Raw genomic sequence first — 25060 nt, 5'->3', positions numbered from 1 at the left:
AATATTGGGTGCTGTATCACGGGAGTCCCTCACTGCCCTTAATACACAGCCACCCGCTCAGTTTTCAGTGACTCGCGGTGGTCACTCCGCAGTCACTGAACTTAATCCGCAGAAACAGCGGGGTGATCCGCAGGCATCCGAGCCAAATACAGCTCCCGGTTATCGGTTAAGATGTTGCCGACTGCGCTCTTGCTGATCACGCCGATCGTTTTGGAGATGTCACGGTACGACTGTCCTTCCTCCCGCAGGGTGAACACGCGCTTGACGATCGGCCACTCACCCATGTCCTTAACCAAAAATTCCCCGTTCTCATCGAATTCGAGTCCGAACGGCGGCGCTCCGTGGTAAAACCCCTGTTCACGGCGATGCTCCACCGCAGCCTTGGATTTCTCGATCTCCTTGGCCTTCGCTTCCGATTCGACGATTCTCTGAATCCGGAACGTCAGTCGGTCATCCGGAACATCCGATACAAATCTGAATTCGCACCCACCTTCCAAAGCCGCGTGTTTGATCACGCTGAAATACTCATCGCGAGCGAGTCGCGTGTCATCGTGCGCGATCAGGCAGTCCCACCGTCCGGCGCGCAACCCCGCGATCAGTTGCTTCATCTCGGAGTTAGCATCCAGACGCCCCTCATCGTCTGGGTCTTTGTAGAACAGACTAAAGCCCGAGGTGTTCCCGAGGTCAATCGTGTCGAGTGACTCCGCGCCGAGTTCCTCACTGAGTTCGCGGGTGCTTTCTCGTTGCTGCTGGAGGGAGATACTGTCCTCGCTGCCCTGCGACTGCCTGATGACGCGAACCACGTCACTCATCGTCATCCACCCGAGTGATTTTGAGGGATCTCCCCGAGTCAACCGACCACTCTACTTTTTCTCCAGCGAGATCCATGGCGTCCCCGAGGGACTTCGGAACTCTAACTCGATAATATCCTTCGGAGTCTTGGACGACCGTTGTCTTCGTCGTTTCGGGCATCTTCGTAATGGTCACAAAGGTGTGCCCACACTTGGATCTGTTGGGGGTGGCAGGGGGTCGGCGGCCTCGTGGACACATCATCGGCGACATTCGCGGCAGATACCCGGAGATCACGTCACGGTATCACGTAGCACGCAACACCAATCGTAATCTGTGACGATCACGATTGAGATACCATGACAAACACCGACGTAGACGAAATCGAGGAAACCGAAACCTTCGAGGCGATTCTCGACGCCGCGTCTCACCGAGACGACATCCGGGCGTTCAAGGAACAACACGGCGACGAAAAGCTCGCGGAAGCCCTCGGCTTGACTATTGACTATCTCAACTCTGAATTAACGAGGCGAATGGCCGCCACAGAGCTTGAGGTAAGCAATTATGCCGGAATTGCGATCACGGACGAGATCGAGGAGATTGTGCGCGCAAGATATGGTGATGATCCGTGGCTCGACGCTCAACTCCGGGGCGATGCCCTCGATTGACTCTGACCCACTGAAAACACGGGGTCCCCCACCCTCCAAAAACAACGTATAGAGGCGCTGATTCGTGGGTTTACACTCGTAATTCGGAGGGGGTTTTTAAGACCTCAGACCTCGGCGACCCCCGAGTCGTTGACAGACTCTACCAACACAGAGATACCACTTCGGCCCCTAATCGCAAGACGGGGACGCGCGGGCGCTTGTAGGAGGCAGCCCGGCCAAGTCAGAGGCACACGTCCCCATCCGTTCCCGGGAACCACTAACCGTCGATAGAGTTAGGACTCGGCTTTCTCAGTCTCACCGTCAGCGTCATCTTCACTGCTGCTTGATTCTGATTCACTTTCTTCACCCTCAGATGATTCGGTAGGAGAACCCAGTCTGGTTTTCTTCCATCTCAATATCAGACGGTTCCATACCGTTGTCGGGGGGTGTGTCTCCCAGCGTTCAACGACCGGCTCTATGTCCGAATAGCTTTCACCATCCATCCGATCACTATACGACTCATAGAAGTCGACTATATCGTCACCACCGAGTTCGTAAACATCCCTCTCCTTGACTTTATTCCGATTAATCAAGAAACACAGATAGTCAAACTCCTTGGCCTTCTCTTGAAATATTATTTTCCCGTCCTGCTTTCGCTGTTCTTCGTCCCTCTCACTGGGATTGTAATCGACAAGCTGAGAATTCAACTCACCGATATTCCGGAAAACCTCGTGTAGCATATCCATCTGCCGCGACTGCTTATCCCGCAACAGCGACAGAATCGAGACAACCAACGCCGATGCAGCTATGATCGCTTCCCAATATTGAGCAATCCCCACTAATGTCTCAACCGGCATTAATCATCGTCAGCATCCGAAATCAACTGATCTAACTTATCATTCGCTTCGGATGAGTCCAGCGCCTTCTCAGCTACTTTGCCTTTTACAACTCTATCGCCACTGGTGGTGACGAAATAGTAATTGTCTCCAGACAGCCTCACATACAGATAGTCGTATTCTGCGGAATAACCCGCTTCTTTTACGTCAGTTAGTGAGACTTTGCCAACATCCAGTTCCTCACTGATCGTTGCCATATCCCCTTTCTCGTCCAATTACACATAAGGGTTTACCAGGGTCTGTTGAAGTCTGATCGATCGAGGATACGTAGTGAGTTATCCCGGAAATTCTGACGGGTACCGCCCATCAACATCTCCGTGAGCGATGCTGAATCGGCTTTCGATGAGGTCGTCATCAATACGCACCATCTGGGTTATCGGAATCCACACAGAACCAAATGACGTTCTGAATCGAACTGTTCCCGAGACATAGATTGAGAACGAATCACGTCGTCGGTAAATGTACGGGCGCGGCGTCAGTCGAACACGGAATGCTTCAGTTTCGGATTTCCCGGAGATAGACGGATTTACGATGAATCGCGGATCCTCCACTCCTCTGTCATCCAACCATTGAACCTTCCCAAGTGCATCACCGTCCTTGCTGACCCCGACCCGAAGGTCTACCCCAGATACTTCGAGAGTGTCCGCGCTGAGGTTATCTACCGGGATTTTGAATTCCATCTCTGCGGGCGTCGGCATTGTATCGACTTTGACACTGATTTCCGCATTGTCCATCGACGATCTATCAGCGACAGTCACATCTTCCCCGATACGTTCAGCAAACCACCGGTTAACGATCGGTATTGTACGGACGATTGTCTTCAGGAATGGAATCTCTCCCGCGATCCACCAGAGAAATGAGGAGATGTAGCGGGAGATTAGGTCACGGAGGACTCCCAAGCGAGACATAGTTGGTGAAGGAACACATTGTGATTAAACCCAGCGTTCAGACTGATTAAACTCAACAGACCTGTACTGATCAGACCCGTAACCGATCGTAGTTCTCAATCGCTTCCTCTACCAGCGAGAGTCGATACGATACCAGATCCGAATCCCGTGCCTCGGAGTCTGCCTCGATTTCCGCCTGCAACTCGATAAGCTCCTCTCGATCATGTTCGTTCAGCAGCTCTCGAACGCCCCTCATCCGCGTGTACAGCGGGTCTTCGGAATACACCAGTGTTCCCTCTCGCTCGGACTTCAGAAGGACGCCCAGATCAGCGAGCCGATTCAGATACTCGCGCGCCGTCACCTCAGACACTCGCGCCTCAGACGCGATATACTTCACAGAACGAGGCTGAGACACAGTACTGGCGATTGACCGCACCCGGCGGTATGCAGTCGTCTGATCCACCCACTCCGATACACCATCGGTGGGGTCGCTCATATATCGACTCAGTGACTCTGAGGAAAAGAATCCACCTCCGGAAAATTCATCTCATTTTAGAAATGTGTCCTGTATAAATGAAGAATGAACACTACGTCCCCCAAGCGTATCTGAGGCTATTCGCCCCCGAAAATGATGACCGAATTTCCCGGTACTCACTCGTAGAAAAGCACGGCGGTGGCGACTACTATCACCCCAAGGATTACTATCCAATCCAGAAGGCGGCATCAGCAACAGGGTTCGCCGACGAATTATTCGAAAACCCGCAAACAACCGATGCGGAAGAAGACATGCGTAATGCGCTTAAATCGTTGGACTCTGGCGATTCTCTTTCTGAGAGCGAGTTAATCTGGATCTCTGAGTTCCTTCTTTTTCAGCGCGATCGAACACCACGATCAAAAATGTTCCATCAAACCATGGGCACCCTTAACGAAGCTCTTGGAGGGCAAAATTATGACTGGGAAGATGTGGTGCATCACGACTCGAAACACGCTTTTGAGAACCTGATGATGATGGGTTGGCGTGTAATCGAGAACCATACCGAGCTGCCCTTCTTCACATCTGACTTCCCTGTCGTCTGGTGGCGCGATGTACATCCCGATCGAGATCCAAATACGATGGATTTCTTCGAACGAGTGGAAATTTACTGTCCAATCGGCCCCAACCACCTACTGATGCTTCTTGATCCTGCTACCTTCGACATCGAGCCTCTACACGGGGATGGGGACATACCCCGGATAGAGGTTTCAGAACGGACGGAAATCTGGAAGTTCAATCTCCTACAAGGATTAACGTCTTTCCGAGAGGTATTTGCGCCCGTTGAATACGGGGATCTGCTCAGAGTCATGATTGAGAAGATGTGTGATGCTTTCCCGAATAAGGAATATGTTCGCGGTCCTCACGCCGAAATGGATGAAATAGAGAAGGCCCGAGAGATCGCGGTGAAGGTACCGACTCCAAGCGAACAGAGATGGTATCGAGAAAAGGGTAAGGAGATTATTCTCGATCAACAAAAGTCCGCGAACGCAATGTGGGGATTCAACCATTGTATTGATACGGTGGAAGAACTGCGGTTCGATACTCCGAAAAGAGGATACTGGGAGCAGTACCGGCGTTAGTAACTAATTCGCAGTCACTGGCTCATCCGAGATAATCCGAATCGACCGAAAACAAGCGCCTCACGGGTTTTCTGTCTCGTTTCCAGACTCAAAAACTCGAAATCCCTTATATGTTAATGGGGTTGAACTGTAGATATGAAGGATACAGACGAGACGCTCGCAGACGCCGCAGATGCACTGACAGCAGACAACAACCACACAATCGCGTCCTCGGGCGACCTCAAGGTCGCAGTCCAGAAATACGAGACGGAATTCACCGCCACCTCAGACCTCGGGCACGTCACCCTGTACGACTCCGGGGACATTGTCGACTATGATGGGTATCTGCTCATCGAGCATCGGATTGACGATGATGATGTCCTGCTGGACTGGGGCGCTCAGGTAACTGTCCTCAGCGTCTACGACGACAGTTCGGAGCAGACCCGCGCCGTGGCAAGCGAGATATTGACAGGTGACGAATACCACAGCAACGCAAGCATCCTCAGCACCTTCCGAACAGAAGACTTCACGATTGAATGCGATTCCCCGCTCACCGGACTCCTCCCCGATCAACGGGATGCTGTGCAATCGCCGTCGTGGGACATCAACTTCACATTCGCACTAACCGAATAGTCGGTTCACACGGCCTATTTCTGCTTGTGCGGTGGTCACTCCGCAGTCACTGGCCAGTGACTCCTGTGAATCCGAGTTCGGCCTGTGTCCCTGGCCCGCCATCCACCTCAACCGCCTCCTGTTCCCGACTCAGCACCCCTGCGAATAGCGTCACTACGTACTCGTGACTCCTGTCACTGTACGTTTCGTAAGCGTGGTCACCGACGATGATGTTGTGCAGATCGGTGGTCCACGGTACGACCTCGGACTTACGCCAGCACCACTCACCACCCACTTTCTCCGGCTCTGCCAGTGACTCTGTCACCACACGGTAGCAGTCTCGTTCCGTGCGTCCTCCGATCTCGACCGGGTCATCCGTGACCAACACGGCGTACTGTTTCGACTGCGGGGCTGGCGGGCGCGGGAGTGTCGGTTCATCGGGGCTGATCTCGTGGTAGGAATCGAGGCGCTCGCGCTCGATACCGGATTCAGGAACGACATGATGTGACGCCAGATCCACAGACTCAGGCATGGATACGTCCATACTCGGAGGTGTGGCCTCTCCGCCCTTAATGGTCAGTCTCGACGATACGCACCTATCCAATAGAGAGGTAGTTAGGTGTAGGTCCAGTCACAACGAGGAGGGACACAGCGGTTTTCCGGAGTCTTTTCACGGGATCCACACAGCGGTTTTCCGGAGTCTTTTCACGGGATCCACACAGCGGTTTTCCGGAGTCTTTTCACGGGACCCACACAGCGGTTTTCCGGAGCTATCTGTATGAATATCAGTGAACCCCGGTTGTGTATGGCGATTTGGACAGCGGTTTTCCGGAGCTTTTTCTCGGCCACACACAGCGGTTTTCCGGAGCTTTTTCTCGGCCACACACAGCGGTTTTCCGGAGCTTTTTCTCGGGATTCCACGTTGGAACGCGCTACCAACAGTCTACGAGATTGGTTCGAGAGCCGCTTGCAGCGCCATGCGAGTCGCGTCATCCGCGCGCTCCAGATCCAGATGCCCACGCCCGATCTTCCCGCGTTCAATCCCGCCCCATAATTTGAGGCTGTGCGAATTGAACACGTCTTGGTGAAACACACAGCGGAGGACTCGTCCACCCTGCTCAAGCACTGCGATCCGTTCTGTGGGAGATCCGCACTCCGCACCGACCCGCAGCTCCCCGGAGGATAAATCAGCGTTCATCACGCACCCGCCCCGACGTGGTTCCGGGCGAAGTCACTGAAGATAACGGGCGTGATCACGGAACCAGCGGCGATACTCAGAACGACCGCAGCGTGCAGCAGGTAAATCGATGGTGTCATCGTATCTCATCGGGATTCCTTTCCGTGCTTAAACGGTCGGGAGATAACCACCGATATTGGCGGGTTTGGCTATGTCGGTCCCCACACCTCGCGTTTCCGCTCGGGATTCTCCACGACACACCTCAAGTTACGAATGTAAATACACCAAAATGGATCTGTTGAAATCCTTAAGAACTGATCGGATCGGCGTGCGAGATACAGAGCGCATAAGCAGCATTGTTGGGTGGGGGGGGCTGGAGTTGGTGGATGGAAAAAATGAAAGAAGCGGTCGGTTGGGAACGTAGGTCAAGCCTGAACTCGGTCAATTGACCTGAATGATCTATCCTTCTTCCCACAATCTGGTTTGAAGTGCTTCAACTGAGCCTCCTCGGGATTTAATGATGATCCGTTGAGCGTCGTTCACTCGTTCCAGTGTTTTTTCGATGTCTGTCTGGCTTCGGATCAGTGTCCGGTTTGAGTGCATCACGCTGTTACGGAGCTGGTTGAGACTCCCGAGACGGTCCTCTACTTCATCAGCATCACTGAATCCGAAATCGCCCCAAAGATGTTGACGGCCCTTCAGCAATCCGATCATGTCGCCAAGGTTCAGGTATTCGGCTGTGTGAAGCCCCATATCTCTGAGTCTGTCTTTCTCTCGGCGACCGACGACGTGGTCTGGAGCGTTATGATACAAGTCTTCGGGTTCGTCAACATCTTCTCTGATTGCGTCCGCTATCTCTGACTCAAGTTCTGCTACGACAGGGTACAGTGCCTCTCGGATTTCCCGGCGGTTTAGGTCGGCAAGATTAACGAACCAGTAACGGGATTGGCGGATTTCGTCCAAGATGTCCGGGTGTTGTTCTTCCAATTCTTCGAGGTCTTTCTTGACTGCATCTTCGGGCGGATCTCCGCCTTCGAAATAGTAGTCTCCGTCCTCGTCAACGTATGCTTTTAATCCTGTTAGGCTATCATGGAGGAGGAATGGGTATGTGGATAGTAGAGTGAACAGTTTTCGGACGCTGATGTTCTTTTCGACGTACTGGTTTTCGTGGAGATCTTCGAGTGATTCCGTGTTCAAGTTGTAGTATTTGTCAGCTTCAGGGATTGGTACGTAGGAGAAGTCTTTCTCCCGGTATCGTTCCAGATTGTCTTCGTAGGTGTCCAGGGTTTCGATTTCTGCGATTCTGAATAGTATAAATGTAGAACCGCTGAATTCGGGAAAGTTTGCTTGGTCTTTAGGTTGCATGGGATATGAGACGAGTTTTGTTGATTAATGATTTATCTTTGGTGGAAAGCCGGCAGGAGGTTGTGCGGTCTGCTTTGACTCTTAGAGTATTATATTCGTACACGTACTCAGACGCTATCCCACCGATAATCGTGGGGAACGAACAACTTCGCTTGCTTCATAGAACCTCTGTATTCAGCAGAACGCTGAGAACATATCACCAGTTGAGGATTTCAACAGGGCCACTAAAATCACGGCACACACGTCTCAAACACCGGATTCAGAAATCAGACTCGTCAGAATACATGAAGGCCAAACTGCCAGCTATGAATAAACCGATACCCACCACCTGTGTCGTTCCCGGCAGCAAGTAACCGGAGCAGATCACTAATACAGAGCCAAGCACTCCGGCCTTCCCTCGCTTGTCTGCAATATAGAACGACCCAAGCAGGATTTCAAAAACGAACAGGATATTCAGAGCAGATAATACAGACGAGAGAAACGATGATCCGAGAATCACTGTTAGGTCAACAAGCTCCCGCAGTATCATCGCGTCCGGGTCGACATCATATCCGAGATACAATCCCGACACAAATCCTCCACCGAAGTGAGTCCACGTTGTTTTGTCTGAGACAGTGTCGATAAACCGGTGTCCGATACTAATGAGGAAAACAGAAATCAGCACTACAACGATAAATGAGGGGAGCATGTCGAGAGTTGGCTCTGAGCTAAACATATTGGATATTCGCTCAACAAGTCATATTTAAATAGGGATTTTGGTTGGCTGATCTTCCGGTGTATTTTCGGTGCCTTTAATATTAGTCTGATTACTTACACTTTCACCACGGGTATGGCTCACTCTTACCCGAATAACATCGGTACAGCAAGGCGATGGCCACCTCCAACACAGACACGACCGAACTTCCCAAATCACTGAGGCTCCTTCAGAAATACAACTTCACAGACGAGATTGAAACCACGGCCCCCTCCATGCCCAGTGACTTCTTCATCAGATTATCCTCGATCCCCGGTGACCTACTCGTGCCCGGACTCGTGTTCTTCGCTCTCAGAGACGTTAACGCGGAGATATTACATATCGGGCAGACAATCAGCGGGCCACCCGCAGTCACTGGCGTCATCGACCGCGACCGACTCGCAGCCCCCGAGACGAAAACGATCGATGACATAGCCGCTCTCCCGAGAACCATCGACATCCACCGCACCGAAGACGAAAATCTCACCGAATTAGAAGTCGTCCACGAACAGCGTAAGAGTGCGAAACTCGTGGGTAGCACACTCTCTCGTACAATTGATGCCACTGGCTTCGAGATTCTGAACGTGCAGAATCACGGGCACCGGAGCGGAGTGAGCGTGTACCTCAGCGATCCGGACTCACCCAGTGACTGCGATATTGACGATCGGAAAACCCTCGCCGATCTGCTCACGTCATAACAATCACTAAGATCAACCGAGACGACCCCTCTGTTTCTCGTGGAATTTCAGTACCTCGAAACTACTGAGGGAATTTGATACAACCTTTTAATGAGTGGCTGTCTCTGACTTGCTATGTCCGACACGTCCGCGATTCTCGATTCCCTCCACGGAATCGCTTCTCGGCTCGATGCCGATATGACGGAGAAAGACGTCGAGAACGCATTTCTCAACGAGAACTTCTATACCCATCTCGGATACAAAGGCACCGGACACGACCTCCGAAGCGAGTGGACACTCCCCGACAATCGACGCCCCGACTACGTTACGCTGGATAGCAACGAATCGGTGACCACTGTTTACGAGTTCAAAACGACCGGACGCGATCTCGGCCCCCACGAAGATCAGCTGTTCCACTACGTCGATGAGCTAAAAGCTGACTACGGTGTTCTCACGAATGGCGAGGAACTACGTCTGTACCGCCGCGACGGGCGTTCCCAGCTTCTTGCTATCTCGCTTGAAAATGCAACACAGAGCGATGCAAATGACCTCTACGCTGCCCTACAGAAGCCAGCGTGGGACATCACAAACCCTGAAAGCGTAGGAACGTTCCTTGATGACCTTGATGAAGTCGAACTTGACGGCCAACTCGGTCGGGAACACTTCTTCGAAACGTTCCGCTTAGAGGAGGACAGCCCGTTCGCAAATCTCGTTACTGCGATGATGGATCTCCTCGTAGAACTCCGGGACGAGCAGGAGGCAAAGTTCGTCAAGGGGGCCTACGACTTTTGGGAGGCGAGCTACGCAAGCGTCCCCGACGACACACCCGATTCGTGGGAACCCTTCATCGACGGAAAGCAGTCACTGCGTGACTTCATGTTCTGTCTGGAATCCGGTCACGCGCTTCTGTCCCGACTCTTGCTCGCGAAGGCAACTGATGATCATGACTTCTTCCCCACAGAGAAAGGGCTTCGACGGTACTTCGATGAACTCGGCGGATTCAGCGGTAATATCGATCTTGACGCCTATCCTGTCGCGGCTAACGGAATGATTGAAGACATGCGGAATCAGCTTGTCCAGAGTCTCTTTGAGGATGACATTTTTGTTTGGTGGACGGATGGGTACGGTGAACAGACGGCCAGCCAGCACGACAACCCGTACAACCGCTTCCGTGACGTAGCCAAAGATGGGAGTGATGTCAGTCGCGTGAGTCCGGCAACCCGAGAACGATTCAGCCGGTCTATCGCACACGTTTCATTTGCCGTGTTGAAATTCGACTTCTCCCGGATCGAGGGCGACCCGCTTGGAAATCTCTACCAGCGGTACTTCGACCCAGAAACCCGGAAGGCTCTTGGAGAGTTCTACACGCCGCAGCCCGTCATCGAGTACATCATGGACGGAGTGGACTATGATGTCGGTGTCTCGGAGGAGCGTATTATTGATCCCTCCTGTGGTTCTGGGACATTCCTCGTGGAGGCCGTCGAGCGATATATCGAGGACGTGCGCCGGTACGACGACGATCCGGACTGGTCGGAACATCTCACCGACCTGTGTACGACACCACATATCGTTGGGTTGGACGTTCACCCGTTCGCGGTGTTGATGGCTCAGATCCGATTCATGGTCACGATTCTTCCTGAGTACCGGGAGGCCAAACGAGATAATGAAGATTTCACAATTCGTCGGCTTCCCATCTTCCGCACCGACTCGCTCCGTAACGAGCGTAAACTGACGGGTATTGATCTCGGTGATGATGGACAAACTCAAATGACTTTAGAAAGCGTAACGGAGGATAATCAGGATGTTAAGATTCCAATCCCTCTCCCAATTGAAGTCGATGAAGATCAAGTGCTTGATTCAGAGGTAGAAGATGGCTTTCTCGTCCAAAGAGTCCGAATGCCAAAGTATGACACTGTAAAAGTGAATGCAGGGGTTCGGAGCTTTGGAGAATACTTTGCAGCATTACAGGGTGTGCTTGATGTCGTGAAATATCATATGCAAGAAGATATGTGGGAATATCAGGGAGGTCTCACAACGGGCATTAATCGTTATACTAACCAAGAGTATGAGGAAGCAGAGGAGTTCTTTGAACCGTATGTTGATGATGTCTTAGAGACGATGCAGTACTTACGAGAGGATCACGGTGACGGACGTCTATTCAAAATCTTTGAAGACAGTATTCTTGCACTCGTCGTGAAAAATTATATGGAATACGATTATGTTGTGGGGAATCCTCCATATGTGAATATTAAAAATATAAAAGATTCTAAGCAGGATTGGTACAAACAGCTCTATACCTCTGCTTTCGGTCGATTTGACCTCTATGTACTGTTCTTAGAAAGAGGCTTAGAGTGGTTAAAAGAGGATGGGACATTAGGATATATTACCTCAAATAAGTTCACCAGATCCAGTTACGGCAAAGAGATACGCCGTCTCATCTCAACAGAATATTCATTAGAACAGTATATCGAATTTGGGGATGTCGACATATTCTCGGATGCGACTAATTTTGCATCTATCCTGTTGATTGATCGAGACAAGTCCCGTAAATTGGTTCCATATGCAAAAGTACACGAAGCTGATGAAGACATATTTGATGACATTCGCAACTATCTGGGTCAAGATGACATACTTACAGACTCGATCGAGGTTTCTACATACCCTCTCTCTGAACTCAACGAAGATAACTGGCGATTCACCCCAGAACCGGTTCGAACTGCCGAGCAACAAATTAGAAACAAATCTCGGCATGTGATTGATGATATTTCTCTCGGAGTTCGTGAAGGGGTTGCTTCGGGGGGTGACGAATCGTTTATTGTCTCTCCAGAATATGCTGAAGAGAAAGAGTTAGAAGATTCACTCTTATGGCCGATAGTCCGTGGAAAAAATGTTAGGAGATGGACCGTTGAGTGGGAAGACGAACTTGTAATATACCCATATAATGAACAGGGAGACCTCGTCGATATAGACCAATATCCAAATATAAAAGCCCATTTAGACTCGCACGAGGAAGATCTGAAGGATAGATACTGTGTAAAGAAAGGGAATAAAGGCATCTATGAATATCATGGATCCCATCCTAAGTCAATGTTTGAGGGTGATTTCAAAATTGCAACACCAGATATGGCTACTGAAAACCATTTCTCATTCACAAATGGCTTAGATTGTTTCAAAAACACGGTGTATGTTCTAACGTTCAGCGACTCTAATCCCTACTCGGAAAAAGAACTGTTAGGACTGCTCAACTCTTCTATTGCAGAATTTTCAATCAAACAAACAAGCCCTCCACTACGTGGCAAACCATTCCGATACCGATACAAATCACAGTATGTCAATCAAATACCGTTGCCGAATCATACCGGCGATATTGCGTCAATTGTTGAAAAAATAGTGGATCTTGAATCTCTTCAAAAACGAATAGAAGAATTTCCAAATGAGTATGTCAAGGAATACCAAGGAGATGTTGATTACCTAACTTACAAATGGAAAACAACTCGCAAACCAGTAGAAAGTCAAGTTGAAGAAATTGAGAATGGTCGGTACGCAGTAACAGCTGGACGTACTGACGAAATCACATCCGCTCTCATCGATAAAGGAGACGAAAATGAAAGCAAATTACGGGCAGAATACGTTCAATCAGTGGTCAATAATCGTCATTTCGAAAGCGGGGAAACAATAAGCATCCCCGTGCCATCTGACGGAGACGGTGTAAGACAACTTCTGGATGCTCTCAAATCAGACAGAGATACCGCAAATAAGAAAGATATACCAGAACTTGAATCTGAACTTGACAACGAAGTATACAGACTATTTGAAGTTTCAGAGGAAACTAAAGACGTAATAGAAAGTTACCTGGAGGTATTCTAATACCCTATGCCACGGATAGATGAGATTGATGAACATATTTCAGAGGAGGATCTCGCAGAGAATGGATTAAAGGTCGAAAATATAGTTGCTACAATTGATCTTGAGCAGGAATTCGATCTGTTAGAGCTTAGAAATTATCTTGGCTCAAGTGAATATGAACCCGAATCATTTCCATTCTTAGTCTACAAACCAAGCAATTTGCAAGGTACGGTCCTCATCCCCACAAATGGGATGGCAAGCTTGGTTGGCTGCAAATCTAAGAAAAATTTGTACGATCTGGGCAGCCATCTCATCAATGAACTCCAGCCAATCGCTCCAAGTAAGCTTCCGTCGACTACTAATTTAGAGGTTCAAAATATCGTCATCCAGGGAGATCTTGATCTGACATTAGAACTCAACCAGGCTATTATAGGCTTAGGTATGGAGAATACTGAATACGAACCAGAGCAGTTCCCTGGAGTCATTTACCGACCGACAGAAGGAACTACTATCCTACTCTTTGCGAGTGGAAAATACATGGTAAATGGTGCTAAGACATACGATGCTGCGTTATCAAGTGTAAATAATCTATTAGATACTCTCAGCAATTCCGGATTGTTGGACAGTTGATTACTAACTGTACTGTTCTGAGAGCAGGTCTACGATTCGTGTTTTGCGGGTGAGGAACGCGCGATCATGGTGCCGGTGCGTCTCCCCCGGAGTCACTGGCACCATTGAGACTTAATCTCAGATATTATCGAGATACCCCCTTCTCTGTTCGACCCGTGTCCGGAGCGAGCGGCTATCGTAGTGATCCTCGATAACCTCGGGAGTGACATCGGCCCGACCAGACACGATTTCCGGCGGCACATCGTTCGACAAAAGATGCGTAATATGCCCCCGACGCCACGTGTGAGGGCTTTTACTCGACGGACACCCATACGCCTCTGATCTATTTTGAGCGGCGTCGCAACTCTCAGGGTCACGTTCGTGAGGACACTCCAACCCCTGTTCGCAGGGCCGAGTAAGACCGTAACTGTGCTTCCGAATTACAGATGACCCAACTCTCCCATTCACCGTCGTCGTGATCAACGGATCCCGATCAAACTCATCAGACTGATCCACACGTGTATGCTCGATGTAATCTTCGAGGATGGCCGCAGTCGTCGGTTTAATCGCCACCATTCTCTCCGACGCATACTGATTCTTCAGTGTAGTACCTCTGTCTGGCCGGTGCCGTAACTCCAGCAGCTCCTCGTCAATATCAACGTCACCAAGATCCAGTGACCGAATCGAGCAGGTGCGCAGACCAGTGGTCCAGAGCAGTGTAGTGACGACGTGATCCTGAGATGCGTACTCAAACCGATCAAGGTGATCAAGGATAATCTCGGCTTCATCTTCCGATACGTACTCGTCTCGGCTATTTTCGTCACTGGATAGCGTGGGGCTTTCGACGGCATTAGACAGATTCTCCTCGACAATTTGCATTTTCTCGCACCACCTGATGAATACCCGCAGGGTATCCATCTGCGTCTTTTCACTGGCAGGTGAGAGATCGCCATCTTCCCGTCGCCACGACCGATACTGCGTCAGATCTAACGGCGACAGATCGGCCATTATTTCGAGGTCGTCTTGTTGTTCACACCATCTACGGAACTGACTGAGCCGAGATTTGTGACTGGTGATAGTTGATTCTGCGACCTCGGATCGCCTCGCATCCAAGTAGGTGCTAATTGCCTCTCGGGGTCGGGTCATCCCCGGATCACCCGGGTTCGGAGAGACTGCTGCTGGTCACTGGGGTCGGTGTTTCGGTACTGATGATCGGGTTCGGTTCGATGTGTGGGCGATACTCGGGTTCGGGTTCGGGTTTTGCTCGTCATCTTTTGATCCTGAATCAACAGACGAACTGGTGACCGGCTTACGACCCATTAGAAGCATGTTGAACCCTCCGTGGTTAATCGAGGGCGCATAGAAGCTACCGCCACTCGGTTCCAGGGGGCGGTCGGTGGAAGCGCACCCCGCCCGCGAGCGAAGCGAGCAGGCAGGGAGCGACACCCGCGAAACCGGTGGGAGCGTCGCTCCGCGCGGTGATAATCCCGTCGCGCCCGTATCGTTCTAATCGCGTGACTGCGGCGGGGTGACTGCCGTAATACTGCAAGGCGCGTGCTTTCGTCCGACAGATGACCGCCTACTGGTGCATCAATGGCATTCGCGTACAGCCGAACTGGACGGTGAAGCGTCCTCTGGCACTTCAAGAGAATTCGGAGTGCCGTGTAAGACGGAGGATGTCCGCGTAGTGGCGAATGTAATGCCAACACTCTCGAATCGCACGTCCCGTTCAGCGCCGTTGGTCTCGTGAACGACCTCTCCGTGAGCCGTAGCTACCTGCAGGACGAGGCGCAGTTAAAAATGCGATCCCGTAGATAGCCGTCAGCGCGCCGGTGTCGCTTCCTCAGGGATCGCATACGGCTGGCCGCAGCCGTGTCTTCCTAACGTAAGTCGGGATAGGCGGTATGCTTCTCTCGGCGGTGCTCGACCGACTGTCGCTGCCGCCGTGGATCTGCCTCCGGGCGCTCCCGCAACTCGTCCGGTAGTTCGCCGAACTCCACGACGGTGCTTCCGCAGACAGGGCAGTCCGTACGCTGGGGAGCTGCGCTAACAGTATGGAGACGCTGATACTCCTGTATCTCCCGCGTTCAGCACACCGATTATATACACGATCAACCAATCAACCAACTGTGGGTGACACTACCCGATTTTTGTTCAGCAATTAGGTGCAAAAGCGACCAACTCAACGAATTTCAACAGCACCAGTTACTCGTCTTCGAGAGCGTCGTAGATCTCTCGGTTTGCATCTCGGTCGTCCGCCGCGACCCGCCGAACCAGTTCCCGCCGGATCTCCTCCATCACGTCGTCAAGCGGAGAGGTCGTTTCTGCGCCTTCTTCGGTGGCCATACCTGAACTGACGCTTCGAACGCCGTTAATCGTTCGGGTCCGACGAATCGCCTGTCAACTCCGATAGCCCGTACCGGACGAGTTCGTCTCGCCACGCTTCGATCTCACCGGCCAGATCCAACTCTTCGGTGTGGGATCGCAGATACTCGGCGGTTTCTTCCTCATCGACGGCCGCTTCGTCGGTGCCGAACGCTTTCAGTATCGTCCTCACTTCGCTGTCGTACTCGAACCGATACCCGTTGAGGAAGTAGAAGACGACCGTCACGTTGAGCGCGGTACGTTTGTTCGCATCGACGAAAGGGTGATTAGCGACGAGGAGCCGCAGAAGATGATACGCCTTCTGGTGGACGGTTTCCGGCGCTGAGCCGAAGTTCCCCTCTTCGATGTAGTTCAGTGCGAACTCGATGTCACCACGGTTCCGAACACCGGCGGGAGTATCGGGGTACTCCGCGACGACGTCGTCGTGGATGGTGACGACGTCTTCGACGGACGGGTACCACAACGAGTCGGCCATTCGCTCCAATCTCGATACTACACCAGTGTAGATGTTGCTATGATGAGACGGGAGAGTGATGTCAGAAATCGCTTTTTTCAGGACGCCGATTTCGACCGTCTCACGCCTGAAAGGTCTAGTCGCTCGACAGTCGAAGTAGCGCCCGTCGCGCCCGTGTCGCTGCAGTACGTTTCTAAACACAGGACAGCGTAGACGTCTTATAGAGAGGCCTACCTTCCCGCGGATCAAGTTCGTAATGCCACATCACAGGAGTCGCTCCTGTCTGGTGATTTCGAGTGAACCATCGGATGGTACGGCTCTGTTGAAATCTATTCTTCAGATATAGTCTTGCCTGAAACAGCCGGTCGCTGAAGAGTGCAGATAGACACCAAATTATTAATGAAAGGGATTTCATGTGTGAAATATGTCCAATAAGGGCGGGGTTGATATATTAGAGGAATGGCAGACAGGAGCCTTTCTTATCCTTGGTAGTGTCGTTATCGGGTTTATTCTGGCTGCTATTGGCGGGTCTGTTGGTGGCCGAATCGGGGGATTGAGTGGATTTGTTGCAGGACCGATAGCAGGGTTTCTCGTATTGTCGTATCTCTTCTACGGACGCTGAACTACCTGTATTGACCGCAACCGGGTCAGAATATGTCCCCTGTTGAGGATTTCAACAGAGCCGATGGTACCTAAATAATCTATCGGCGATTATGGGGTCGCGTTCAGTTAGAGGATGAGACGGACGATTTCTGAGTGTCTATGCCGGAATTCGACCGCCTCAGCGAACGTACTACGTAAATCGACTTGTCGTTTGTGGAGCGAGATCGGACGTCACACTGAGCGATTGAAGTATAGTAGACGTTAGAAATAGTTACTCATATTTAGTACCGAGAGTTGATCAGGAGCGATATCGATTGCCGTTGTAAGCTCGTCGAGCGAGTCGAAGAACTGGTTGCTAAGAGCTGCTTGAAGCTGTCTCCATCATTTCTGGATCGGATTCAACTCCGGCGAGTACGAGGGGAGCGTCACAAACGCGAGGTCGTCACGGGCTGCCAAGTCCGTGACGGCCGTTGCCTGTAAGTACGGTGCTCATCGAGGACAACAATTAGATCATCTTCGAATTCACCACATAGTGCTAAAATGAACTGTTTTGCGTGAGCGGCGGTGATGTACTCTGTAAATCGAGAAAAAAGCGATCACCGTTCTCGGTGATCGCGCCCAGCAGGCACGTCCAGTCCCGTCGGCCTGAAAGTTCGACAGAAGGCCGCGTGTCGCGCGGAAACCACGCAGCACGCGGCTCCACTTGGACAGATTTCCTGGTTTGATCGATACACACTACTGTGGCATCCATTTCCCGCCACTTTCTCTGATCTCGTCGTAGAACTCATCTTGCTCGTTTTCGTCGGATTCAGCGGTTGAACGGCGTGGTTTTTGAAAACTCAACCCCGCCTCTGTCAACAACCGCCGACAACTCGGGACTGAGTACTCGACGCCGTACGTTTCTTGAAGGTATTCTTGTGCGAGCGCCGGCGTCCACGCCGGTGCGTCAATACCGCTCTCTTGGGGCGATTCGTGAACTGTTTGCTCAAACGCTTGTTGCTGTTTTTCTGAAAGCTTTCGCTTTCGTCCCGATCGGTGAGCATCAGAAACGGTCTGTTCAAGTGGGTCGTCCGTATCGAACCGCTTGAGCCAGTTGTAGATCGTTTTTCGTTCTGTATCGTACCACTCGGCAAGTTCGGTTTGCGTGACGCCATTTTTGTACGCGATCGCGGCTAACAACCGTTGTGTCGGCTTGTTTCCGTCAACATTGTCAAGCGCCTCTTGGAGTTCTTCGACGGAGATCTCGTTGAGGTGATCCATTCTAGGCAACCTCATTTTCTGAGTAAAAAATTCTATCGGCTACTATAGAAATAACATGTCAGTTGGTGTGTATGTCATCCTATGTAGTATATACTTTATCGGCCAATAAGGGCTCGATCAGAGTCACACCGCTATTCACAACTGGGTTCATAAAGCTGATCTACAGCCGATCTCGACCGTCTCTAAGGAGCAACTCGCGGTTGACGAAAAGATGCTCTCACCTCTACGGCCAGAAGTTCTGGCTGTACGGCGCTGTTGATCCGTATACGAACGAAATTCTCCGTATAAGACACTATCCGACCACAAATAAACAGACGGCGCGATGGTTTCTCATTGAGCTACATCGGCGCTACCAGCTGAATGACGTTGAATTTCTCGTCGATGACGCAGACAATCTTGGATCAGTTCTCGCTGAAGATGGCTGTCGATTTCTAGTCATTCGACATGGAAGTCGGAGTGCCATCAAAAATATCATTTAGGTAATAGAATATCGAAAATACACGTTCAAAATTATTTTCAGCAATGTCGAACTCGGGACAGCTCAAAACTGGCTCGAAGCCGTCACCGTCCACCGCAATTCACGCCAAACTTAATGCGCCCTCCCGTGTCCTCAACGACAACTGGTGACGCGTCAGTTTCCACGACTCTCGCTCAGATCGTCCCTGGTTCGACGTCGGCGTCCACAATCCGGTTGTAGTACGCCTCAGCCCGCTGTTTATCTGCCGTCGACAGCCCGACGATGGGCTCACGAACCGGTCTGCCGTACCGGCGGGCGAGTTCGAGGCGCCGTAGCGGCTGCTCGTACTCCACTCAGCTCCCGGTTGTTTGCTCGGCGACGGTCAGACGCACTCACTTCGGACGTGCACCGGTTGCTGCACTGTCGTTCCCAATCCCGGACATCCATTTGCTCGCTGTCGCCCAACTTCACCGACGTTCGAAAATGGATCGATACCGATCGATTCCCGTGACTACTGCGGCCACTACGCGTCGAACTGTGCCCGAATGCGTTCATCGACGTACGTGGTTTCTTCATCGGTGAGGCACATGGGATTGACTGTGAACGCCTCGGGAAGGTCGTCCGCGCCGACGAAGACGCGTGGTTCTTCGCGCCGGAGAGCACCGACGACCTCGGTGGCCGAGATCCCAGCCGAGCCGGCCTCGACTGTGACCGTCAGTTCGGGTGCGACGGCCGTCTTGTCCGCGGCGGTAATCGATGTTCTAACGCCAGCCACCGAATCGAGGGTCGCTGCGATACGCTCAGACCGGGCGCGCCACTCGCGCTGGCGTGCGTCGTGATCCTCCGCTTTGAACGCGTCCAAGGCCCGGATGAACCCAGCAAGTTCCTCCTTGCCGACTTTCATTGGCCGACCGATGCCCTGTCGCGGGACGCCACCCAGCGCCTCCGGATCTACGAGGGTCGTCGGTGGCTCCCAGACGGCCTCGGCCGCGTGCATGTCGAGATGTTGCGCCGCGACCGACGACACGAGGGCCGCCCGACCAGCAAGGAAGCCTGTCGTCTGCGGGCCGCGGATGGCCTTACCACCGCTGAACGCCACGAGATCCGCCCCCGCGTCGATGAACGCTTCCAGGTTGGTCACCGGCGGGAGTTCGGCAGCCGCGTCCACGACGACTGGCACGTTGTGGTCGTGTGCGACGTCGCAGACGGCCTCGAGAGAGGGCTCCGTGTACGGTTTTTGCACATATGCGACAGCGGCGGTGTCTTCGGTGATGGCGTCAGCGTACTCCCAGGGCTCGACGTTCTGTGCGCCGGTTCCGAGGTGGTGGTCGTTCGTCCCGACATCGACGATGCGCGCACCCGCCGCCCGTAGGGCGTGGTCGTAGCCTGTGCGGTGAGTGCGCGCCATCACGATCTCGCCCGGTAATCCTTCAGTATCGGGCAGTTGCGCCATCGCGCCGATGTCATCCCCAGCGATGCAGGCGGCTGCCCCGAGTGCTAGTGCTGCCGCCGCTCCGGACGTGACGTAGCCTGCTTGCGCGCCCGTTACGTCGGCAATGAGGTCGCTGGCGCGTGCCTGCAGATCGGATAACCGGACAAAGGCATCCGCCGCACGATTCATCGCGTCCACCGCTTCGGGACGAATCCGACTGCCGCCGATTCGCGTTTTCGTGCCCGTGGCATTGACGACGCTCGGGACGCCCAAGTCCTCGTAGATGGTATCGTCTGGCATCGTATTCGCGGGTGCGTTGTCGAGCGCTAAATAGTTGGTCGTCTCGTGCCGGTCTGGTGGGCGTGAGAGAGTCGATTGGGTGCCGTCGCGGAGCGCGTTGCGGCGGGTGAGGACGAGTAGCAGGCGCCCGGCCCGTGACTACGCCTCGTGGACAACCCGGTCGATGGGGCGCTCCCACGGCGCCGGGAAGTAGTTCCACTCGAGGAACGCCTCAGGCGCCCAGTGGAGTGCACAGTCAGGCGCGTACGCGAATGAACTGCCGGCGCCGTGGTCACCTAGGTAAGGAACGAGTTACCGTTCACTGTCGCCCGCACGTCCGCGTTAGGGTCGGCGCTGACACGATTGTAGCCAAGGACGTGTGGCCACTCTGCCGGGAACGCGTTGCCCGGAACGCTCGATTCCGTGGTGTCGCCCCTGCTGGTGTTTCGACCCGGTCGTCGGCGTCGGCGATCTCAACCGGGCGGGCGTCCGCGAACGCGGTATTGCCGTAGCGGGCCTACCCGCCTTTGTCAGCGAAGCTCATGTATCCGCCGGCGATCTCGAGTGCTCCGCCCTTCTGGACCTACTCCGCGAGCACCTTTCACCGGTCAACATCTCGGTCACCCGCGTCGACCTCCGGCGTCACCTGGAGGATGTCGGCACCTACATCACTCAGTATCACCAGGTCGAATCCGGCTAGCTCCTCGCGGGTACGGGGATCTCAGCCTCGGCAACGTGACACGGTTGGTACGTGACCGTTGCCCCAGTGTCTTCGAGTATGTTGATGAACTGGCCGGCCGCTCCCGGAACGACGAGTGAACTCCTGTCGATAATCGCAGAGATGTTAGATGTTCGATTATACGTCTGACTGTCACCGTGATTTCACTGCGCGCGCTCGGAGGGGTGACTCTCAGATCCGTTCCGCCGAGAGACTCCGGTAGAGGGCGAACTCACCCACGGATCGCTGATCCCGTCTATCTGCGGTGTCACCATCTTCCAATCTCGCCCGTCTCCAATTGCTTGAAAACAATCTCGTCGATCCGGGCGCGGATCTCGTCGATGTCGTGGGGGTGGTTCACTGGGCCCCGCCTGCGAATAGCTGCACAAAGCGCCCGGAGTATATTACAAACATACGAACGTAATGCCAATGGTCGTTATTTGGTAATCGTCGGCGACGCACTCGGCGAGCGATAAACTGCAGCCACGACCACATCGTGATCGACGTATGAAATTACAAATGGAACTGGAAATGGCCGTGGCGGTGTCCAAATTCGGTGCGAAACGGGTCGAGGTCAAATTAATAACTAGGATCAGTAGCACCACCGCGACTACCGATAAGGCCCTGTATTTAGTATCACATTTCTGAATCATCTATTTTGAATACTATTTTGCTTATTGAGGAATTCCATTTATAACTGAGTTCACAAGGCAGATCTACAGCCAGAAACAGGTCGAAGCCGACTCATGCTGCCGTCGATGAGACAGTGATTCAGCTTGGCGGCGAACGGTATTGGCTGTACGATTTGTTGAACTAGAACCAAATACCAACTATATATCGAATTCAAATCTGCAAAATAATTTTGTAGATTAGTTTTTCACGGAGCTCCGTGAAGACACGACATAGATGACGCGATCTTCCTCGTTGATGGTCCGGAGCCACTTCACAGAGCCTATTACAGATATAATCCCGACTGGCTTTGTTGAAATCCGCAGCGATTTACAGGATAGTTGGTCGAATAGGGAAGGACAGGGTACCTAGAATGCACGTTCACTAAACACGCCGAACAGCGCCACAAAAATCGCGACGAGAGCAAGGACGAGACCAGTACTCGTGTCGCCGTACATGCCGTCCATCACCGCAAGGCCGGCCAGTATTGCGGTGCCCCCGTAACCGACCCGTGTTGGGTATGTCGTGAGCAGCAGACTTGTCGGTGAACAATTGACGTGGAGGTACAAGTAGAATAGACGGTATTCAACAAGTAATCCCACTTACCGGCTGTTTCGCCGAGGAGAGTGTCTGACAAACAGGATTTCAACAGAGCCTCTCGGCTTCAAATCCGAACAACATATAAATTGGACCGTACAAACTATATTTTCATTATATAGTATATAATATATTTGTTTTCTAATATAACTAATGATCTATTTGTTTTGTTATATAATCATTGAACTATTTGTTTACTAACCTTTTCAACCAACGCCGACGCAGAAACGCGTAACGAGTGCTGCCATCTTCGCTTTCGCATGGAATCAGCTTCAGTCGATCACATCGAGAACGTTCTAACCCTCCAGTAGAGCTTGAATCTGCATCTTCGATGCGTGGTTGATTCTCGAAACGCCACAGACAGTGAGTTTCGACGGAGAGGAGTCACTGCCGGCGGCGGTTCGTCGCCGCCAGCGACAGTGTTGCCATTCACGACCGCTGTCCGGTCGGTGGACAGCTACCGGAAGAACCGGTCGTCGAGTGGCCAATTCGCTGGAACAGCCCTGCGGACACCAAGCGCTGTCCAAGCAGCTCGCAACACCATCTCACGGAACTCCGTGAACGGCCACCTCCTGCCGGCGCTGGCGCCGGCGACGACCTCGTACAACTCATCGGAGGTGACCTTCACATTCTCAGCGAGGTCAATCGGAAGTTCGTCTCCGGAGCTGTTGACAACAAAATCAAGCAGGTGCTCTTCCTCTAACTCACTGTCTGCTTGGGTATGTTTCACACTGCATTCAAGCAGACACTCACTCTACCCCGATGTGATCGACTGAGGATTCACCGTCCATCGGTCTCTCGTGGATCTTTGGAGTGTTTCTCTGCCCAGATATAATGGAGGTACTTTTGTTATTTTTCGAACCGTGCCTCTCGGAAATTGAACACTGAGGGCACAGGCTGGGTGGCGGGTCGTCACGACTGGTCACCACGATAGCACGGTTCGACGCTCTCGTCCTCAGTGACGGCTTGACCGACGCATCGCCACGGAGGGGGCTGTCGAAACCGCGGGTGGGATCCACTTCGCCGACATTGCTGGAGCGGGCACGAACTGCTCTTCGACGGCGGTACGACGGCACACCGTCTCCGGATCTCGTCTCGGCACACTCGCTGTCAGTTACGTACCACGCTGTTCGAGACAGTGTTCAATTATCCATCAACTATAAGTAGAATCGTTAACTACCCCTTCCTGGTTGGGAGTGATCGCCGCGCGAAGGTGTAACACCACCCACCAACCCATCGACGGGTGTACACAGAGCAATGTCCAAGGACACATTTGACGGTCTGTACGACGCGGACAGGCGTAGCGTACTCAAATACCTGGGAATGTCGGGGGTGGTCGCGGCCGGCTCGGGTCTCGGGGTCACGCNCGGTCTGTACGACGCGGACAGGCGTAGCGTACTCAAATACCTGGGAATGTCGGGGGTGGTCGCGGCCGGCTCGGGTCTCGGGGTCACGCTGCTCAGTGGCTCCGGTGCGGCCGCCTCGGCCGACATCTCGGCGTCGAATCCGGAGGCCTTATCGAGCGACGACGGTTCCGTCGACGAGGTGTTCATCAAGCCGTCGCTGTCTGTCTCCTGGGACGGCTTCGACCACGTCGTCGGGAAGGTCCGNAGCGACGACGGTTCCGTCGACGAGGTGTTCATCAAGCCGTCGCTGTCTGTCTCCTGGGACGGCTTCGACCACGTCGTCGGGAAGGTCCGAATCTTGATCGAAGCGGCCACCGGCGCCTCCGACCTTGACCCGCCCGAAATCGAAGACCTCGATTACACCCCGACGTTCCGTGCGACCGGCTACGCCAACGGGACGGACAACGACAGCGAAGCGGAGACGGGACCGGGTACCAACGGTGAGTACCAGATTAACTGGTTCGACGGCGACCGGCGCATCACGATCTACGACACCGACGGCGCGCCCGACTACGAAACTGCNACCAACGGTGAGTACCAGATTAACTGGTTCGACGGCGACCGGCGCATCACGATCTACGACACCGACGGCGCGCCCGACTACGAAACTGCCGAGTACAACTGCGGCGCCACGATGGAGACGTATCTCGACGGCTCACTCATGGGCGATCCCATCGACGGTGCCCAGAACGGCTTCTACGGTGCCGCCGGCACCACCGACGCTTTCGAGGAAACCACCGANGGCTCACTCATGGGCGATCCCATCGACGGTGCCCAGAACGGCTTCTACGGTGCCGCCGGCACCACCGACGCTTTCGAGGAAACCACCGACGCCGGGACCAACGACACGACGGTATACCTGCGGTACACCATCAGCCTTCACCGGCCGGATGTCTCGTTCATCACCGAGGACAACTACGCACTCGAGCCTGAGGACGTCCGCCCGCACTCCCCGCTGGCGATGGCGGA

General features: G+C 53.0%; 21 protein-coding genes and 7 pseudogenes. 11 read left to right on the top strand and 17 right to left on the bottom strand.

What is annotated here, in order from left to right:
- Positions 1-101: 101 nt before the first annotated feature.
- Complete coding sequence (locus C471_RS07640) at positions 102-812, bottom strand: recombinase family protein (protein ID WP_152421842.1); 711 nt, start codon at positions 810-812, stop codon at positions 102-104.
- A 336-nt stretch (positions 813-1148) separates the two neighbouring features.
- Here C471_RS07640 and C471_RS07635 point away from each other — a divergent pair, with 336 nt between their 5' ends.
- The gene (locus C471_RS07635; RefSeq protein ID WP_004047770.1) at positions 1149-1457 is read left to right on the top strand and encodes a DUF7437 domain-containing protein; all 309 of its coding nucleotides are present in this window, start codon (positions 1149-1151) and stop codon (positions 1455-1457) included.
- A gap of 272 nt (positions 1458-1729) precedes the next feature.
- On the opposite strand, the gene C471_RS16955 is transcribed toward C471_RS07635, so the two are convergent.
- The 4 genes from C471_RS16955 to C471_RS07625 all read right to left on the bottom strand — a co-directional run bounded on the left by C471_RS16955 (position 1730) and on the right by C471_RS07625 (position 3715).
- Positions 1730-2293 (bottom strand): hypothetical protein, encoded by a 564-nt coding sequence (locus tag C471_RS16955; protein ID WP_004047768.1) that lies wholly within the window; start codon positions 2291-2293, stop codon positions 1730-1732.
- Positions 2293-2529 (bottom strand): hypothetical protein, encoded by a 237-nt coding sequence (locus C471_RS16950; RefSeq protein ID WP_152421841.1) that lies wholly within the window; start codon positions 2527-2529, stop codon positions 2293-2295. The genes C471_RS16955 and C471_RS16950 overlap by 1 nt, the downstream gene beginning before the upstream one ends.
- A gap of 78 nt (positions 2530-2607) precedes the next feature.
- Positions 2608-3240, bottom strand: a complete 633-nt coding sequence (locus C471_RS16945) for a hypothetical protein (protein ID WP_152421840.1) — start codon at positions 3238-3240, stop codon at positions 2608-2610.
- Positions 3241-3310: 70 nt separating this feature from the next.
- A complete protein-coding gene (locus C471_RS07625) occupies positions 3311-3715 on the bottom strand; it encodes a DUF7342 family protein (protein WP_049909095.1) in 405 nt (134 codons plus the stop codon).
- A 77-nt stretch (positions 3716-3792) separates the two neighbouring features.
- On the opposite strand from C471_RS07625, the gene C471_RS07620 reads away from it, so the two are divergent.
- Positions 3793-4833 carry a DUF4238 domain-containing protein gene (locus C471_RS07620; RefSeq protein WP_080505553.1) on the top strand — a complete coding sequence of 347 codons (1041 nt, stop codon included), beginning with the start codon at positions 3793-3795 and terminating at the stop codon, positions 4831-4833.
- Between the two features lie 135 nt (positions 4834-4968).
- Positions 4969-5445, top strand: a complete 477-nt coding sequence (locus tag C471_RS07615) for a hypothetical protein (protein WP_004047762.1) — start codon at positions 4969-4971, stop codon at positions 5443-5445.
- A 46-nt stretch (positions 5446-5491) separates the two neighbouring features.
- Here the strand turns inward: C471_RS07615 and C471_RS07610 are convergent, their stop codons facing one another.
- The 3 genes from C471_RS07610 to C471_RS07600 form a co-directional block, all read right to left on the bottom strand.
- Complete coding sequence (locus C471_RS07610) at positions 5492-5968, bottom strand: hypothetical protein (protein WP_004047760.1); 477 nt, start codon at positions 5966-5968, stop codon at positions 5492-5494.
- A 1092-nt stretch (positions 5969-7060) separates the two neighbouring features.
- Positions 7061-7966 (bottom strand): hypothetical protein, encoded by a 906-nt coding sequence (locus tag C471_RS16940; protein WP_152421839.1) that lies wholly within the window; start codon positions 7964-7966, stop codon positions 7061-7063.
- Between the two features lie 259 nt (positions 7967-8225).
- The gene (locus tag C471_RS07600) at positions 8226-8681 is read right to left on the bottom strand and encodes a hypothetical protein (protein WP_004047756.1); all 456 of its coding nucleotides are present in this window, start codon (positions 8679-8681) and stop codon (positions 8226-8228) included.
- A 155-nt stretch (positions 8682-8836) separates the two neighbouring features.
- On the opposite strand from C471_RS07600, the gene C471_RS07595 reads away from it, so the two are divergent.
- The 3 genes from C471_RS07595 (at position 8837) to C471_RS16275 (ending at position 13852) form a co-directional block, all read left to right on the top strand.
- Complete coding sequence (locus C471_RS07595) at positions 8837-9397, top strand: hypothetical protein (RefSeq protein WP_004047754.1); 561 nt, start codon at positions 8837-8839, stop codon at positions 9395-9397.
- A 114-nt stretch (positions 9398-9511) separates the two neighbouring features.
- The gene (locus tag C471_RS16280; protein ID WP_004047752.1) at positions 9512-13243 is read left to right on the top strand and encodes an Eco57I restriction-modification methylase domain-containing protein; all 3732 of its coding nucleotides are present in this window, start codon (positions 9512-9514) and stop codon (positions 13241-13243) included.
- 6 nt (positions 13244-13249) lie between these two features.
- The gene (locus C471_RS16275; RefSeq protein ID WP_004047750.1) at positions 13250-13852 is read left to right on the top strand and encodes a TATA-box-binding family protein; all 603 of its coding nucleotides are present in this window, start codon (positions 13250-13252) and stop codon (positions 13850-13852) included.
- Between the two features lie 117 nt (positions 13853-13969).
- Here the strand turns inward: C471_RS16275 and C471_RS07575 are convergent, their stop codons facing one another.
- The 3 genes from C471_RS07575 to C471_RS07570 form a co-directional block, all read right to left on the bottom strand.
- On the bottom strand, positions 13970-14710 hold the full coding sequence (locus C471_RS07575; RefSeq protein WP_239638632.1) for a tyrosine-type recombinase/integrase: 741 nt from the start codon (positions 14708-14710) through the stop codon (positions 13970-13972).
- Positions 14711-16036: 1326 nt separating this feature from the next.
- Positions 16037-16177: a hypothetical protein gene (locus tag C471_RS17635; protein WP_004047745.1), complete on the bottom strand. Its 141-nt coding sequence runs from the start codon at positions 16175-16177 to the stop codon at positions 16037-16039.
- A 25-nt stretch (positions 16178-16202) separates the two neighbouring features.
- A complete protein-coding gene (locus C471_RS07570) occupies positions 16203-16691 on the bottom strand; it encodes a type II toxin-antitoxin system death-on-curing family toxin (RefSeq protein WP_004047744.1) in 489 nt (162 codons plus the stop codon).
- A gap of 403 nt (positions 16692-17094) precedes the next feature.
- Here C471_RS07570 and C471_RS16935 point away from each other — a divergent pair, with 403 nt between their 5' ends.
- Complete coding sequence (locus tag C471_RS16935; protein ID WP_152421838.1) at positions 17095-17292, top strand: hypothetical protein; 198 nt, start codon at positions 17095-17097, stop codon at positions 17290-17292.
- Between the two features lie 242 nt (positions 17293-17534).
- Here C471_RS16935 and C471_RS16270 read toward each other — a convergent pair.
- Positions 17535-18533 (bottom strand): annotated as a pseudogene (locus C471_RS16270) (IS630 family transposase).
- Between the two features lie 109 nt (positions 18534-18642).
- Between C471_RS16270 and C471_RS18430 the strand changes: the two are divergent.
- Positions 18643-19126: pseudogene (locus C471_RS18430) on the top strand (IS6 family transposase); the annotation flags it as partial.
- Between the two features lie 58 nt (positions 19127-19184).
- Here C471_RS18430 and C471_RS17390 read toward each other — a convergent pair.
- The 3 genes and pseudogenes from C471_RS17390 to C471_RS18015 form a co-directional block, all read right to left on the bottom strand.
- A complete protein-coding gene (locus C471_RS17390; protein WP_160163131.1) occupies positions 19185-19343 on the bottom strand; it encodes a hypothetical protein in 159 nt (52 codons plus the stop codon).
- A 170-nt stretch (positions 19344-19513) separates the two neighbouring features.
- Positions 19514-20722 (bottom strand): aminotransferase class V-fold PLP-dependent enzyme, encoded by a 1209-nt coding sequence (locus C471_RS07560; protein WP_004047740.1) that lies wholly within the window; start codon positions 20720-20722, stop codon positions 19514-19516.
- A 138-nt stretch (positions 20723-20860) separates the two neighbouring features.
- A pseudogene (locus C471_RS18015) lies at positions 20861-20989 on the bottom strand (glutamine amidotransferase); the annotation flags it as partial.
- 91 nt (positions 20990-21080) lie between these two features.
- Here C471_RS18015 and C471_RS18010 point away from each other — a divergent pair.
- The 3 genes and pseudogenes from C471_RS18010 to C471_RS18330 form a co-directional block, all read left to right on the top strand.
- Positions 21081-21401, top strand: a complete 321-nt coding sequence (locus C471_RS18010; protein ID WP_152421837.1) for a hypothetical protein — start codon at positions 21081-21083, stop codon at positions 21399-21401.
- Positions 21402-22120: 719 nt separating this feature from the next.
- Positions 22121-22229 (top strand): annotated as a pseudogene (locus C471_RS18335) (IS6 family transposase); the annotation flags it as partial.
- A 54-nt stretch (positions 22230-22283) separates the two neighbouring features.
- Positions 22284-22372: pseudogene (locus C471_RS18330) on the top strand (IS6 family transposase); the annotation flags it as partial.
- A gap of 770 nt (positions 22373-23142) precedes the next feature.
- Here C471_RS18330 and C471_RS17830 read toward each other — a convergent pair.
- Both C471_RS17830 and C471_RS17825 read right to left on the bottom strand, forming a co-directional pair.
- Positions 23143-23289: pseudogene (locus tag C471_RS17830) on the bottom strand (ISH3 family transposase); the annotation flags it as partial.
- Positions 23263-23415 (bottom strand): annotated as a pseudogene (locus tag C471_RS17825) (ISH3 family transposase); the annotation flags it as partial. The pseudogenes C471_RS17830 and C471_RS17825, both read right to left, overlap by 27 nt.
- Between the last annotated feature and the right edge of the window lie 1645 nt (positions 23416-25060).

This window comes from Halorubrum saccharovorum DSM 1137, from assembly GCF_000337915.1.
Taxonomy (GTDB): domain Archaea; phylum Halobacteriota; class Halobacteria; order Halobacteriales; family Haloferacaceae; genus Halorubrum; species Halorubrum saccharovorum.
The sequence above is the reverse complement of the archived record's forward strand: the minus strand, read 5'-3'. Positions and strand labels throughout refer to the sequence as shown.